The sequence below is a fragment of the Lentibacillus sp. genome, assembly GCF_035301925.1.
Taxonomy (GTDB): domain Bacteria; phylum Bacillota; class Bacilli; order Bacillales; family Amphibacillaceae; genus Lentibacillus.
Map to the genome: position 1 here is coordinate 1 of NZ_DATGTI010000039.1, position 15,294 is coordinate 15,294.

Here is a 15,294-nt window from a genome sequence, read left to right on the forward strand (position 1 = left end):
AAGGGCTTCCATGGATATTAAAATCCCGGGGGCGATCAATCCACCACAGTAGCCTTTTGCATCATCAATATAACAATAGGTCGTTGCCGTTCCGAAATCAATGATTACGAGAGGGGCCCCATATTCCTCAATCGCACCCACCGCATTCACGATCCGGTCAGCCCCAATCTCTTCCGGGTTGGGATAAGCCATTTTTAAAAATGAACGAACGGATTCTTTACCAAGCACCATTGGCTCCAGATGAAAATATTTAGTGCACATTTTTTCGAGTGCAAACATGATCGGTGGGACGACGGAAGAAATAATCATCCCGGTAATATCAGAGAATGAAATAGCCTCATGCTCCAGCAATGATTTCACAAGGACGGCATACTCATCCTCGGTTTTATGCCGATCTGTTTTGATGCGCCATTCATGAATTAATGTATCATCTTTAAACACACCAAGCACTGTGTTGGTGTTCCCTGCATCAAGCACGAAAAGCATTGATTACCAAACCTTCCTGTATACCTTTTCTATCTTCTTACTATATCATAAAGCGAAACTTCATTCAGCAGAGTGCTTTCCTCTGCTAATAAAGAACAAAGGCTAAGTTCGCCACATCCTGTGGCAACGCCTTTGTGACCTGCATCGTGCAGGCCCGAGCCGAATCGGACATTTACGGACACTAATCCCCCGTTCCTCGGAGGATTAGTGTCCGTTACATGCGGGATGAAGCGAAACTTCACTAAGCACAAAGCAGCCTCTCAATGTCATGAGAGGCTGAATGTTTCGGCACTATTCTTTTTTATCCTCTGAACCAGGAGATGAATCCTGTTCTTCTTTTCTTTCTTCACGTTTCTTTTCAGCCTTGCTCTTGGCTTCTTCATGTGACTCAGGCTCAGGTTCTTCTTTATCCTTGGACTGTATATTCACTTTGACATCTTCATCACTCTCTGAAGTCGTGTCTCCGCTCGCTTCCTTGTCATCTTCCTCAGGCTCAGGAAGCACACCATCTTCAAACAACGACTTGATCTGTTTTCTGTCCAGTGTTTCAACTTCGAGCAATGTCTGAGCCATCAATTCCAGCTTATCCTTATGCTCGGTAAGAATTTTTTTCGCACGCTCATAGCAATAATTAATAAAGTTTTGCATTTCTTTATCAATTTCGTGTGCAATCGCATCACTGTAATTCTGATCGTTCTGGATATCACGGCCGAGGAACACTTCCCCACCGCCGCTTGTAAACTGCAGCGGACCAATTTTATCACTCATGCCGTATTCCGTAATCATCTTACGAGCAATGGAAGTGGCACGCTGAAAGTCATTGTGGGCGCCTGTGCTCACCTCACCGAAAATCACTTCTTCAGCAACCCGACCGCCCAATAGTCCGGTAATCTTATCGAAGAGCTCCGGCTTGGTCATGAAGTAGCGGTCTTCTTTCGGCAGCATGACGGCATAACCGCCTGCCTGTCCGCGCGGTACAATAGTAACTTTATGGACTTCATCCGCTTCATCGAGGACCATGCCAATGATCGTATGACCACTTTCATGGTGGGCAACAATATTGCGTTCTTTTTCCGAAATAACCTTGCTCTTCTTGGCAGGACCGGCAATGACCCGGTCAATGGCTTCGTCTATATCGTCTTTGCCAATTTTATTCTTATCAAAACGCGCTGCGACAAGCGCCGCTTCATTCAACAGGTTCTCCAGATCAGCGCCTGAAAATCCCGGCGTGCGCATGGCAATTGTTTTAAGATCAACCGTATCATCCAACGGTTTATCTCTTGCATGCACTTTCAGCACTTCTTCACGGCCTTTGACATCCGGGCGGTTGACGGTAATCTGCCGGTCAAAACGTCCAGGACGCAACAGGGCCGGGTCCAGAATATCCGGACGGTTGGTTGCAGCAATAATGATAATCCCTTCATTGACACCAAACCCATCCATCTCAACGAGTAATTGGTTCAATGTTTGTTCACGTTCATCATGGCCGCCGCCAAGACCTGCACCACGCTGCCGACCGACAGCATCGATTTCATCAATAAAGATGATACACGGTGAGTTTTTCTTGGCATTTTCAAATAAGTCGCGTACTCGGGATGCACCAACACCGACAAACATCTCCACAAAGTCTGAGCCGCTAATAGAGAAAAATGGTGTACCCGCTTCACCCGCAACAGCGCGGGCCAGTAATGTTTTACCTGTTCCAGGCGGGCCTACGAGCAGCACCCCTTTAGGGATTTTTGCCCCAACTGACGAGAACTTGCGGGGGTCCTTCAGAAAATCAACAACTTCGACAAGTTCCTGTTTCTCTTCGTCTGCCCCGGCAACATCTTTAAAACGGACTTTCTTCTTATCATCACTGACCATTTTAGCTTTACTCTTGCCGAAGTTCATGACGCGGCCGCCACCGCCGCCTTGAGCCTGACTTAAAATAAAGAAGAAAAAGAGTCCTAATATAAGAAATGGTATAATCGTTGTCAGAAAAGTTACCCAGCCGCTTGGTTGTTCCTCTTCTGCTACACTGAGCTGACTTTGCTCGCGAGCCTGATTTGTTATATTTGTAACAACATTATTCGTATCCGGAACTTGGGCGACAAATTGTTCGCCTTCTCCCATTTCACCGGTAATACGCATGATACCATTAGCCGGCTGCATGGTCATTTTCTCGATTTGCCCATCTTCTAATGCACTCATGAATTCCTGCACATTATATTGTTCTCTCTGTTCATTTTGGCCATTAAATACTCCTATGACGCCTATGACGACCAGGAATATAAGCAGATAGAATATAACATTTCTAAATATCCGGTTCATTCCTTACCTCCTCCAAGCGGGAAAAACTACAAACAATCGTACCATATAAAAAAGTAAAGGCACAACTAATTGTACTTGAATTTCTTTTTTATTTTTTACCCTTGATACGTTTATGATACAGCACAAATTAAAGCGGATGTTCAAAGCCCGGTAACAATGACACGTCGGGGTAGAGGACCTCCGACTAAATACCGACACGTCCTGTGTCGAACGTCGAAGTCACCACAACACGCGCAAGCCCGCTGCTCGAAACTGCGCTGCCTCGAACTTCTCGGTCCTTGTTGTCCTCCTTTTTGAACACGCACGTAAAGGGTTGTTTATGATTTTTTTGTGAACGTTATATTCTTTCGCTTTAGTTGGGTTCATCCTCGCTGTAAATCTCCGGTTTCAGCACACCGATATACGGCAGGTTACGGTACCGCTCCTCATAATCCAAACCGTAGCCGACCACAAATTCATTCGGGACTTCAAACCCGACAACATCCGCTTTGATATGTGCCGTGCGTCCGGATGGTTTATCAAGCAGTGTGACAATTTTAATGGAATTGGCTTTACGGTATTTAAATAAATCCACCAAATAACTTAATGTAAGGCCGCTGTCGATGATATCCTCAATAATCAATAAATCACGGCCTTCCACCTTTGTATCCAAATCTTTTACAATCTTCACTTCACCGGATGAACGCATCTTGCCACCGTAACTTGACACATCCATAAAATCCATTTCCAGATATGTATGAATGCGGCGCAATATATCAGACATGAATGGCATGGCGCCCTTTAAAACACCGATTGCCAAAGGAAATTTCCCCTCGTATTCCTTTGTCAGCTGTTCTCCAATTTCCGCACATTTTGCGGCAATTTCCTCTTCCGTAATCAATATTTTTTCGATATCGTTGTGCATGCTGCTCCTCCTATTTCAAGCATCACTTTTCTTGAAACGCAATTGAATATAAGTGCCATTTTCAACTTGCTTCGGCGGCACACCCTTCTTTAAACCGACAACCCACAGGACTTCATCATTATTATCAGTTATAACCGGCCATGTATTCCTTTCATTTAATGGAATTTTAGCATCAATAAAAATATCCTTGACTTTTTTGCTCCCTTTCAGCCCTTTCCAGCTCAACCGGTCACCAGGTTTGCGTGTCCGGACATGCAAAGGCAATGAAACTTTTCTTTTATCACAGACATAAACCATATCACCCCTGTCCGGGAAACTGGTGACTTCCGCTGAAATCACCATCCCGTTCGGCAGTACCGTTTCACCAGGGATATCAATCAGCATATGGTAAGCCAAAGGATCAGACGCTCTGTTCTTGAAATAGAAAGACATCGTTTGATAGGATCTTTCCAATACCAAATGATGAGGGAAATCAATCCGGACATGACCATGACTTTCATTCAACATCGCAAAAAATTGTTCCTCATGGACATATGACATTTTTTTCGGAATGTCATGATACAGATAGTTCAATATTAGATGAAAGACACGCCTTTGTAAAGAATGCGGGTATGAATTAAATACCCGGATATCAAAGTAAACCGCGGTTCTCTGATCATCAAATGTAACAGCCTGCTCAGCCATCTTTCCGGCTTCCTGCTCCAGAAATGCCTCATCTTCATGAAGTGACCTGCTTAAATGCTGGATTGTCCGATGAATATTCCGGTTCTTCTTTTTTAATAATGGAATGACTTCATGTCGATAATAGTTTCTTGTATATGTATTTTCGTCGTTGGATGGGTCTCTCCTTGGTATAATGGCATGCTCCCGGCAATAATTTTCGATGGCGTCTTTTGTAACACATAAAAAAGGCCGGATAATCTTTCCGGATGCGAAATCCCGCTTTAAAGGAATACCAGCCAATGAATGAACACTGGCCGAGTGCACAAACCCCATCAGTACCGTCTCAACCTGATCATCTCCATGGTGCCCAAGTGCAAGATAGTCTGCATGATACGTGTTCATCTGTTCTGCAAAAAATTGATAGCGGCGTTCTCTTGCTGCAATCTGTGTGCTCATTTGCATTTCCTGTTTATAGGCCGGCACATCCAATGATATCCCAACAAATTCAATATCCCGCTCCCGGCAAAACGCTTTGACATACGCAAGATCCTCAAGTGACTCCTCACCACGAAGCTGATGGTCGACTGATATTGCAATCAACCGTAAATGCCATTCTGTCCGATGATTCCAAAAAAAATGAAGCAATGCCATGGAGTCCGGGCCACCCGAGACAGCAATCAAAACAGTTGAATGTTCTTTTACCAGCTGATGACGTTTAATAAAAGCGCGAACTGTGTTATCCATGGCCATTCCTTTCAGTTAAGAAGACTCTTTTTACATGCATCTTTTATTCTATCATAATTTCATCGCATGACAAAGTGTCATTATACGCTCCAAAATCATGGCAACATCAGCGACGAAAGATAATAAAACAAAGCTGCCAGAATAATACCGCCTCCCTCGGCGAGCGGGGCTTTGCCGGAACCTTGAATGCTGGAGGCTTTATTTGATTTGCCTGGTTGTCTCGCCCGATTAATCGCATTTAATAAATCATACCGCATATCAGCGCTCGTCTGATAGCTGCCGAGAAGTGCTTTTTTCAAGCAACCCCTGTATACACGCAGCTGCCGGACATCATACAATTTCTTCAAAAGGGTAGCCTTAGGATTCGCTCCTTTTTCAAATCGCTTTGGGTAATATATATTTAAAAACACCATCACTAATGCAAATAAATCATAACTTGGTTCAGCCTTCCTTGAACCAAGTCCCCAATAACCCCGATCATAGAATTCCGTATATTCTTTGATGGCCCTGCCAATTTGTGTCGTCCCGCCAACATCGACCCAGCGTACTTTCGGGGGTTGTGAAAGTACGATTAGATTCTCGGATTTAAAATCGCCGAATATCCAGCCTGCCTGATGTAAATGTTCCAGGTCGTCGAGCAATTGCAGCATGAAAATACCAATCCATTTATGGCCCTGCCTGCTGATAAAACTGGCCAACGACTCCCCCTGCAGGTATTCCATCACATAAAACGCATACTTCCTGTTTCGTGATATTTCCCAATCATCCACATCGAAGAGAGAAGGCCCAAGACGATTGCCCTGGACCTTTTGGAGTGACTTCAGTACATTTACTTCCATCGACATAGATGTTGCATTTTCGCTTATTTTCAAGGCACCATACTGACCATTTGTCTCACACAAATAGACCGTTCCGATGGCACCATTTCCAAGTTTTTTCTTGATCACATAACGGCGCTGATGCCATTTTCCGGTAATGATCGTTCCCGGTCTTATATTAATACCCTGCTTCTTCCACGCCTGGTTCATCTTCATCCCTCAAGTTTTTTAATAAACCTTTCTTGCCGAATTGAAACATGGCTTCCCGGATTGCTGGTCCTGTTGGTGTTATGCCACCGCTTGTCAATTTTGGAAAGATTGTGGAGATCGAATCAAGCTTGGGGGACCAATCTAATACCTTCTCAATACTTTTCAGTTTTCCGGGAAAACTGAAAATACAAAAGCGGTTGCGTCCAATACGAGCGTTTAAACTGATCGACAAATCAATCAGCGCCTCTTTGACGGTTGGCAGCTTATCATGCATGCTTGCGCTCGTATCCGTCAAAACAAGCACTTCCAGATCACACGTCTCTCCCATATCTTCCACAACTTCCATAATTTCGCCCCGTTTGTCCGGTTCAATTTCCTCAAGACTCTGTTCCGGCCCAAGAATCTGTTTCAGTTCCTGGTTGACAAAGCCCTGCAATGTCTGGGTCATTGCTTGCTTTGTAACGGTTTGGACCGTCTGTGAAAGTGCCTGTTTATAGACCAGCTGACTGATACCGCCACCTGACAATGCAATGTCTTCCACTTCCTGCAGCCCCTCGGGATCTTCTGTCTGATCATCATCAAGGATTCCGATGACATTGACGGTGATCCCCTGCTGCTTTGCAAGCGCCGCTGTCACGGCCGGATCTTCACCTTTGTTGGAACAGCCATCCGTAATCAATAATATCTGTTTCAATGTTCCTTTTTTCACCTGGCATACCTCCTTCTATCACACTACCATCATCACCATAAACGCTGTACAATATACATGCATAAGGTGCGAATAACCGCCCAAAAAGAAGGCAGCCCGGCCGCCGTCACTGAATGCGACTGCCCCGGACTGCCCGGATTCGCTTTTGATCCATGAAGCCTGAAAATTACTGTGCCTGATCTGTATAAACCGGAATCGACGTCCATTGCGGTGAGTTTTTCGTTACCTTGGCAACAACCACTGTCATGTCATCTTCAATGGCCCCCGCTCTCGTCCGGACAACCTCTTCCAAAATTAAATCAGCCATTTCCTGCGGGTCGTCGGTCTGCATGTTTCGTACCTTCCGTTTCAGCCATACATCAATATTTTCAATATGTTTCGGCCCGTCCAGGATACCATCGCTCATCATGATTAAAATATCGCCTGATTTCAATTGCTCACCGACGATATCAACATCAAATTCCTGGATGATCCCCATCGGCAAATTACTCGCCTCGACCTTCATGATCTCATTACCGCGTTTAATCAGGCTTGGTGTTGACCCGATCTTCAGAAATCTGACAAACGCGTTGTGCAGATTGATGACCGCAAGATCCAGTGTGGCATACATTTCATCAGTTGTTCTTAAAGACAAGATGGAGTTGATCGATTTAATCGCGACACTTTCGGGAATCCCAGTTTGCAAAATCTGCTGGAGCAATCTTAATGTCTCTTCACTTTCTTCGTTTGCCCGCTGGCCATTACCCATTCCATCACTGATGGCCATTGCATATTTGCCTTCCCCGAGTTCAATCGTCCGGTAGCTGTCGCCTGAAATTAGTCCGCCGCCTTTCGCTGCATTGGCAATTCCCGTATCAACGACATATTCCTTTGCCGAACCGAATACCAGCTGACAATACCCATTCGGGAATGGAGAGACTTCTTCCTTTTTCACGATAATCATTTCGTTCAGGATATCGGATAACACGGGAGCAATCAGCTTCGACCCTTCACCATGATAATCATAGAAAGAGAGGGTCATTTCCAAATCGACATTCCCTTTTTCCAGCCGGTAGATATCCAGCTTTTCCAGAGCAATTCCCATATTTTTCAATGTATTCATGATTTGCATTTCCTGTTTTTCGTGATGTTTTCGTTCCTTAAGGATTTCATTTGCAAAATCATCCATAACATGAGAAACACCCTGCAGCTGATCTGCAACAAACCGTTTGCTTTCCATAACCTGTTTCTTCAGTTTTTTGTTCGCCTCGAAAAAAGAAATTTCCTCATTCATCGTATCCAGCACTTTTTTGGACTTGACACAATGATTTTCAAACGCACGAATGGCCTTACGATTCGGCTCATTGCCGCTTTCAAGATCGCCTTTTATATCTTCCATTAGGGCGTACGTTTTATCAAACTGTTGCTCCCAGCACCGTTCCTTCATGAAACAGGACTGACACGTTCTTTCGGTCACTTGGCTCAGAAAATAATCTGTCTCACGTCTGGCTTTGATGGCATCTTCCTTCGCTTCTTCCGCAGCTGAAAAACTTTTTGACAGTGCCTGAAACACATCAGAAAATTGCTCGACGCGTTTAGCTGTTACGTTGCGGACTTTCTGCAGATATTGCTCCTGCTCGTTGGTGTGCTCCTCAGTTCCGGGTATATACCTCGACAGTTTTTTGATCCAGCTTGACGGTGTCATCAGAAACAAGAAAATAGCAATTGATGTTTCGATAATTGACGGTATAATGCCCGCCACATCTGCGTAAATGGCAACAAGAAACGTCCCAACCATTAAACCAATACTGACACCGATCTTGTTCCCTTCCTTAAGAAGACCGCCAAGCAGCCCGGAAAACGCGAGCAAACTCATCTGATAAAGGTTGGCAACGTTGGCCAGTGACAAAATAAGACCGGCCACAACACCCACGGTCGATCCGATGGCGGCCCCCCCGACAAATGCCAGCAGCATGACAAAATACCGGGAGAAAATTTGTTCAACCGAGGCATTATAGACTTCCCAGCCGATCGTACCAGTCAGAATTGATGCCAGAAGGATAATCAGGCAAACAATTTCTTCATTTTTTAATGTGGGTTTAAAACGTTGTGGTGATAATAATGGAATACTCTGCATAAAGATCAATACCAGGACAGTTCCGAGAACACCTTCCACTGATAAAAGCATCCATTCATACGATGACAGCTGTCCCCAAAATGAATAAAGAAATAGTCTGGGTGCCGCTGTGGCTATGAATACAAACAGCGGGATCAAGATTTGCTGCTTATTAACATGCTTAAAAATGCCGGCCAGAAAAACAAACAGAATCATCGCGAGCGTCATAAATATCCCGTGTGTGACCGAAAAACTCAACGCCCCGGCCAAAATGGATAGCATCACTTTAGCAGCCTTCTCCCTATGTATAAGCCAGATCGCAGCCAGAAAAGCAACGGCAAAAGGGGAAACGACCGATAGAATAACAGCCCGTCCAAGCAAAAAACCGACAAGAAAAAATAGCCATCCTTTTTCCAACAGCCATGTTTTCATCTGTGCGGAAAATTTGATGCGAAGTTTTTCCACCAGCCCCTGGTTGACGCCAAGAGCTTTGGATTCCGCTCCTGAAATCGTATTTATCATACTATACCACTCCTTCTTGCCACTCATTAAAACACACGATACATTCTTTTTTTGTCAAAATAACAGAGCAAATCCAAAGAATCGTTCGACTGGTTTCTAAGTGGACAAGCGATTTTCTACATTTGGTTCCGTATTCTGTTTAGTGGTGTCATCTTTCCGGTTGAAACAAGGAATTTTTATACGCGGGCTGTTGACACACAACCAATGCTGTTGTATTATGTTTTTTGTGACTGAATTTGGCGGTGTAGCTCAGCTGGCGAGAGCGTACGGTTCATACCCGTAAGGTCGTGGGTTCGATCCCCTCCACCGCCATTAAAAAATATACTGTGAATATAAAAAGACAGCCTTTCCGAAGGCTGTCTTTTTAACCTTTTTAACGTCGTTCAATTAATTCAACTTTCCCATTGGCGGATTTCGATTCCATGATTTTCATACCAAATAAAATATGTTTTTTGACGTTTTGATGCAGATAAAAAAGCAGGTACCACAGTGATCTGCACGTGCTGCCTGCTTTTTTATTTATAGTGACTCTATCCCGCATGTAACAGTCAGTAAGCCGCCAAAGAACAGCGGCAAACCGACCCTAAATATCTGATTCTGTACAACTAACATTCAGTGAAGAAAAGCACTTAACTGAATGAAGTTTCACTTTAATATCAATATTTCATAGACAGCAAACTGCTATCCTCTTTTAGCACCTCGACCTCCGCGTTTGGATTCCGTGTGCTTCTTCAAAGAGGCTAACCGGTCTTCCGAATCTTTGAGAAATTTATTCATTTTTGATTCGAATGATTCCGAACGCTGACGATTCCGCTGACGTGGCGGCCGATCTTTCGCTTTCTTAATGGAAAGACCAATTTTCCCATCATCCTGGACATTAAGCACCTTGACCGTTACCTCATCGCCCACGCTCAGGTAATCATTAATGTCTTTCACATAGTTGTCGGCAACCTCACTGATATGGACAAGGCCTGTTTTCCCTTCCTCAATTTCCACAAATGCCCCAAAATTAGTGATACCGGTTACCTTTCCCTGCAGCTTGCTGCCTACTTCGATTGACATAAAAAAAGTGCTCCTCCTTAGAATTTTGAAAAGTATACTTCCTATATATTATAGCCAGTCTTGTAAAAGTGTGTCAATAAGTGGGATCTTCTTCAGGAATTTTAAAAATTAATTCGCCTTCTTTTGAGAAAAAATAATTGGTCCGTGCAATATCCAGTACATAATCCTCATCGTTCAGCAGTTTAATCTCTTCCTTCAGATTTTGTTCCTCTTTTTCGAGTGCTGCCATTTCATCCTGAAGCTGCTCATATTGTTCTTCTTTCTTTTCATAGAGCGCTCTCTGATTAAAATGATAGGTGGCCAGACTGCCGACGGCTATTGCCACTACAATGGAAAATAAAATCAGACGGCGCTTCAGACGCTGTTTCTTTCGTTTCTGTCTTTCTATGTAGGCATCATATTGCTGCATATAATTCGAGTCCAATCGTGTCACGTTCTTTTTCTTGAAAGGCACTGGAAAATTACCTCCTCTTGGACATCAGATTGTTTATCCATTTCTTACATGTATTCTTTATTGTACTATAAAATCCTGCAATTTTGTGTAATTTTCTTTGAATTGTTTGAGGAAGCATTCGAAAAACTATTCTGGAGATCCAAACAATCGGGGCTACAACAATTTTTAAAGTGTACTGGATCAAGTTCCATAATAACTTTGCCATAAAAACAATGACCGTCACAATCAATTGAATGATAAATGTGATCGGTGTGATAATAATCATCTTGACGACATTTACCAGGAAACGATAAACCTTGACGGTGACATTGATCAAATGTTCCAGTAGACGCTTATACGAATTGGCAGCCAAAGCCTGGTACATGGCAAACCCCAATAAAATAGCAATAAAGACATAGACACGCAACTCACCGCTATTCACCTGGAACAATACAAAATATAACAGCAATGTCTGCATCAGCCAAAAACTAATTTCCATGACATATACCAGTAATACACGCTGCTTCCAATAAACAGATAGACGCCGGAACGTATCCAATGCCATTCCGAGGTAAAATCCGCCGGCGGTCATGGAAATCATTGTGATGAACTGGACATCGAGTGTCATTTGAATAGCTTGCTAAAGAATCCTTTAGCTTTCCCCTGTTGATGCTCATCGACATAAGAAAGCTCGTACACTTTACCTTTGATCGTCACCATTCCCTCGCTGACATCGAGGTTTTTTAATTGGAGATTCTGGCCGCGGATGATTAAATAACCCATCACCGTTTCCAGCAAAAATTCTTCATTATCAAAACTATCAACATCGTTAACACCGGTTATCTCCAGGTTTTTTCGGTTATTGACTTTGACCGTATGCTCCTTCTCTGTCCGGTTAATGGGTTGCTGTTCATAATAATTCATACACTTCGCCCTCCTTATCACTATTACTGTATGATAAAGAGGACAAGTATAGAACTATCCTAATCGACTTTCTCTTCCCTGATCATTTTATATAAATTGTCTGCTTCATCTTTTTTCGCAGCTTCTTTCAATGCCGTCACTTCAAGTGTCACAACTTTCTGGCCGAACCTGATCACCAGCTCATCGCCAACCGATAGTACCGTAGACGCTTTTGCAGGATGACCATTAACGGTGATCCGTCCTTGACCCGCAACTTCCTTTGCCAGTGTCCGGCGTTTAATCAGCCTCGAAACTTTCAAAAATTTATCCAGCCGCAATACGATCACTCTTTCCTTTTTGCCTGATTCCAATAATGATCCATTTCTTCCAGAGGCGTCTCCCTAATATCTTTCCCCTGTACTTGCAGTTCCCTTTCAATATGGGAAAACCTTGAAAGAAACTTTTGGTTCGTCTGATTCAGGGCAATTTCCGGGTTAATTTTATAATACCGTGATATGTTGGCAAGTACAAACAATACATCACCGAGTTCTTTTTCGATTTCCGGCTGGTTTTGTGCAGTGATGGCTTCTTGCACCTCTTCCAACTCTTCCTGAAGTTTGTTCCATATATCCTGGATGTCATCCCAGTCAAATCCGACTTTGGCTGCTTTTTTCTGCAGTTTAAAAGCCTTTGCCAGCGCCGGAAGCCCGATTGGGACCCCGTCCAGCACAGACTTCCGCTGATCTCCTTTTTCTTCCTGTTTTATTGCATCCCACGTCCTGTAAACAACATCAACTGACTTAGCGGATTGGTCGCCAAACACATGCGGGTGCCGGTGAATCATTTTTTCAGTTATCGAACGGATGACATCATCAACCGTGAAATAGCCATCGTCCTCACCGATCTGACTATGGAGCATCACCTGCAGCAGTATGTCACCCAATTCTTCCACAATGCCGTCATCATCCTGTTCGTCAATCGCTTCGATTAATTCATAGACCTCTTCAATAGCGTATTCCCGTAGTGTTTCATGGGTTTGGGTACGGTCCCACGGGCAGCCATCAGGCCCTCTTAACGCGGCTATGACTTCGCGCAGCCGGGTGAATGTATGATGCAGCATCTCATCCGGGACAGGCGGGACATAAATGGAAATCAAATTATGAATCCCGGGAAACGTTTTATCCAGTTCTTCCAAATGAATGTCGGTGATTTTTTCCTGATCGGTGCCGGAAGCTTCGACGATTTTTACCGGATAATCAGGCGGCAGATCTTCCAGCAGTTCAAGTTTGACATTCGATGCGACAAACTCATCATATACCTGACTGAACACAATATGATGTCGGTAATCCAATTGACCGCGGTCAAACGACGTGCCATCAACAAATTGAAACCCGTCAATTGGATCAATCTTCAGTGACGTGAACAACGCATCAAGATAACTGTGCCCGCCGGAAACCTCTACCGGAACATCTTCCAGCTCCAATAAAAGCTGCACCGTTTTTTCGGCAAGCATCGGATGGCCGGGCACAGCATAAACAATGGGACCATCCTGCGCTTTTTCAAGCAGCGTACTGGTAATATGCTGATAGACATCTACAAATTGATCCATGGTTTTGTAAAATTGATCAAACGATGTGAAGGAGATGCCTTCACCCTCCAATTGCTTCACCACCGGATGGTCGGACGTTCGAACAAATAATGGTGTATCACGATTGACTAACTTTTTATAAATACCAAGCGTTAATTGATCCAAATCACCGGCACCAAGCCCGATGACTTCGATACGATGACGCATTAACGATCCCTCTCCTTATGTAATCGAATTAACATACCGGCAAACGGAAGCATGGACAGTTCTTTTTCGCTAAAAGCCTTCAATCTTAATAGTAGAACAAGATAAATCATGGCTCCGGCCAGCGAAATAAACATGACATAGAAAAATAAGCCTGTTCTCGATGTAATTGGTTCAAACAGGTAGTCCATACAAGCTAAAAAAACAGCCATACCTATTATAGCCAATACAAGTGCGGTCCAATTCAAATATTTTGCAACCTTAAGTGCAGGCAGTTTTCGCTTTAATGCAGCCATCATGAATGCGGCAAAAGCAGCTAAACCAAGGACAGTCGCGATGGCGCTGCCGGTTATTCCGAACAGCGGAACCAGCACCTGATTACCGATCCATTTCAGGAAAAAAGCAACCACGACAAACCCCGCTGTCCGTTTCATAAAGCCAAGCCCTTGGAGTATGGAGGCAGCCGTTATGCCGACAGAACTGAGCAGCACAGCGATAACCAGTATTCTCAAGCTATTCGTACCTGCGTCATTTTGAAACAGCAGTATATTCGTTTCCGGAAAAATCATTACCAAGCCTGCTGTTGCCCCTGCCGCCAAGTAAAAACTGACAAGCATGGCACTCCGGATCGAATCATGAAGCGTTTTGGCATCCCGCTTCAGCTTTTCTTTCGATACTGCCGGAACTAAAGCCAAAGCAAACGATGACCCCAAAACAGTACTGATCTGGATGAGCGGCTGACCGCGGTCAAAGACACCTTTCGCCTCCATCGCCTCATGTTTGGACAACCCATATTCCTGTAAACTTGGAATAAGTGTAAACGTATCAGCAAATTGAATAATGAGCAGGACCATATGATTCAAAGCTGCCATAATCCCTAAAATGAGTAATGTTTTCATATAATATGACCAGGGAACCGTTAACCGCTGCTTTTCTGACGGCCTGTACCGGAAGAAAAAGCAAAGCAGTATCGTAATGGCTGTCAGAGAACCGATGATTGAAGCCATGACAGCCGCTTGTCCAATGCTATATATATTTCCCTGCCGACTGTAAAGCCATACGGCAGCCGCAATAATGAAAGCTGCACGGGTAAATTGTTCACCGATTTGTGAATAAGCTGTCGGTTTCATTAGCCGATCACCCTGAAACACACCCCGCAGCAGAGCAGAAAATGGAATGAGCAAAAAAATGAAGGCAGCCAGTTCATATGTATGCCGCAGCCTGTCATCTCCCGCCCACATGGCTATCACTTCTGCATTAAAAAACAGAAACAGAAAAATACTCCCCGTCATCAACAGCATCAGCAGAAACACCGGCAGATAGAAATGCTGCCATGAAATTTTATACCCTTGCACTTTTAAGTCGGCTGTCATTTTCGATATGGCAGAAGGGAAACCATATACAGCCAGCATCAAAGCAATACCCAAAATCGGATACACTTGCTGATAAATATAAAACCCTAAATCCCCTGTCAAATTCTGCAGCGGGATCCGGTAACCGGCACTCAGTAGCTTACTGATGAAGCCTGCCAAGGTCAAAAGCATTGCACCTTTCATCAGTTTACTGTGTACATTTTCCCCCATGATAAACGCCTTTCCATCAGAACTATTTTGCCTTCATTATAGCACAAGACATTATAA

14 protein-coding genes and 1 tRNA gene are annotated in these 15,294 nt (G+C 44.0%); 1 reads left to right on the forward strand and 14 read right to left on the reverse strand.

The window, feature by feature from the left end:
• The 7 genes from VK080_RS03435 to spoIIE form a co-directional block, all read right to left on the reverse strand.
• On the reverse strand, positions 1 to 486 hold a 486-nt coding region (locus VK080_RS03435), incomplete at its 3' end, for a type III pantothenate kinase (protein WP_324223391.1).
• Between the two features lie 291 nt (positions 487 to 777).
• Complete coding sequence (gene ftsH / locus VK080_RS03440) at positions 778 to 2,799, reverse strand: ATP-dependent zinc metalloprotease FtsH (protein ID WP_324223392.1); 2,022 nt, start codon at positions 2,797 to 2,799, stop codon at positions 778 to 780.
• 352 nt (positions 2,800 to 3,151) lie between these two features.
• Positions 3,152 to 3,703 (reverse strand): hypoxanthine phosphoribosyltransferase, encoded by a 552-nt coding sequence (gene hpt, locus VK080_RS03445; protein WP_324223393.1) that lies wholly within the window; start codon positions 3,701 to 3,703, stop codon positions 3,152 to 3,154.
• Between the two features lie 15 nt (positions 3,704 to 3,718).
• Entirely contained in the window at positions 3,719 to 5,110 is a 1,392-nt protein-coding gene (gene tilS / locus VK080_RS03450) for a tRNA lysidine(34) synthetase TilS (RefSeq protein WP_324223394.1), read from the reverse strand.
• A gap of 95 nt (positions 5,111 to 5,205) precedes the next feature.
• Entirely contained in the window at positions 5,206 to 6,138 is a 933-nt protein-coding gene (locus tag VK080_RS03455; RefSeq protein ID WP_324223395.1) for a protein kinase domain-containing protein, read from the reverse strand.
• Positions 6,107 to 6,847, reverse strand: a complete 741-nt coding sequence (locus tag VK080_RS03460; RefSeq protein ID WP_324223396.1) for a VWA domain-containing protein — start codon at positions 6,845 to 6,847, stop codon at positions 6,107 to 6,109. The genes VK080_RS03455 and VK080_RS03460 overlap by 32 nt, the downstream gene beginning before the upstream one ends.
• A 166-nt stretch (positions 6,848 to 7,013) precedes the next feature.
• Positions 7,014 to 9,464, reverse strand: a complete 2,451-nt coding sequence (gene spoIIE, locus VK080_RS03465) for a stage II sporulation protein E (RefSeq protein ID WP_324223397.1) — start codon at positions 9,462 to 9,464, stop codon at positions 7,014 to 7,016.
• Positions 9,465 to 9,702: 238 nt separating this feature from the next.
• Here spoIIE and VK080_RS03470 point away from each other — a divergent pair.
• A tRNA-Met gene (locus VK080_RS03470) sits at positions 9,703 to 9,776 on the forward strand.
• 369 nt (positions 9,777 to 10,145) lie between these two features.
• Here the strand turns inward: VK080_RS03470 and VK080_RS03475 are convergent.
• The 7 genes from VK080_RS03475 to VK080_RS03505 form a co-directional block, all read right to left on the reverse strand.
• Complete coding sequence (locus VK080_RS03475; protein ID WP_324223398.1) at positions 10,146 to 10,526, reverse strand: S1 domain-containing RNA-binding protein; 381 nt, start codon at positions 10,524 to 10,526, stop codon at positions 10,146 to 10,148.
• 73 nt (positions 10,527 to 10,599) lie between these two features.
• A complete protein-coding gene (locus tag VK080_RS03480) occupies positions 10,600 to 10,980 on the reverse strand; it encodes a septum formation initiator family protein (protein ID WP_324223399.1) in 381 nt (126 codons plus the stop codon).
• A 7-nt stretch (positions 10,981 to 10,987) separates the two neighbouring features.
• Entirely contained in the window at positions 10,988 to 11,587 is a 600-nt protein-coding gene (gene yabQ / locus VK080_RS03485; protein ID WP_324223400.1) for a spore cortex biosynthesis protein YabQ, read from the reverse strand.
• Positions 11,584 to 11,883 carry a sporulation protein YabP gene (yabP, locus tag VK080_RS03490; protein WP_324223401.1) on the reverse strand — a complete coding sequence of 100 codons (300 nt, stop codon included), beginning with the start codon at positions 11,881 to 11,883 and terminating at the stop codon, positions 11,584 to 11,586. The genes yabQ and yabP overlap by 4 nt, the downstream gene beginning before the upstream one ends.
• 59 nt (positions 11,884 to 11,942) lie before the next feature.
• Entirely contained in the window at positions 11,943 to 12,200 is a 258-nt protein-coding gene (locus VK080_RS03495; RefSeq protein ID WP_324223402.1) for an RNA-binding S4 domain-containing protein, read from the reverse strand.
• A gap of 5 nt (positions 12,201 to 12,205) precedes the next feature.
• Entirely contained in the window at positions 12,206 to 13,657 is a 1,452-nt protein-coding gene (gene mazG / locus VK080_RS03500; protein WP_324223403.1) for a nucleoside triphosphate pyrophosphohydrolase, read from the reverse strand.
• The gene (locus tag VK080_RS03505; RefSeq protein WP_324223404.1) at positions 13,657 to 15,237 is read right to left on the reverse strand and encodes a polysaccharide biosynthesis protein; all 1,581 of its coding nucleotides are present in this window, start codon (positions 15,235 to 15,237) and stop codon (positions 13,657 to 13,659) included. Before VK080_RS03505 ends, mazG begins: the two co-directional genes overlap by 1 nt.
• Positions 15,238 to 15,294 lie beyond the last annotated feature (57 nt).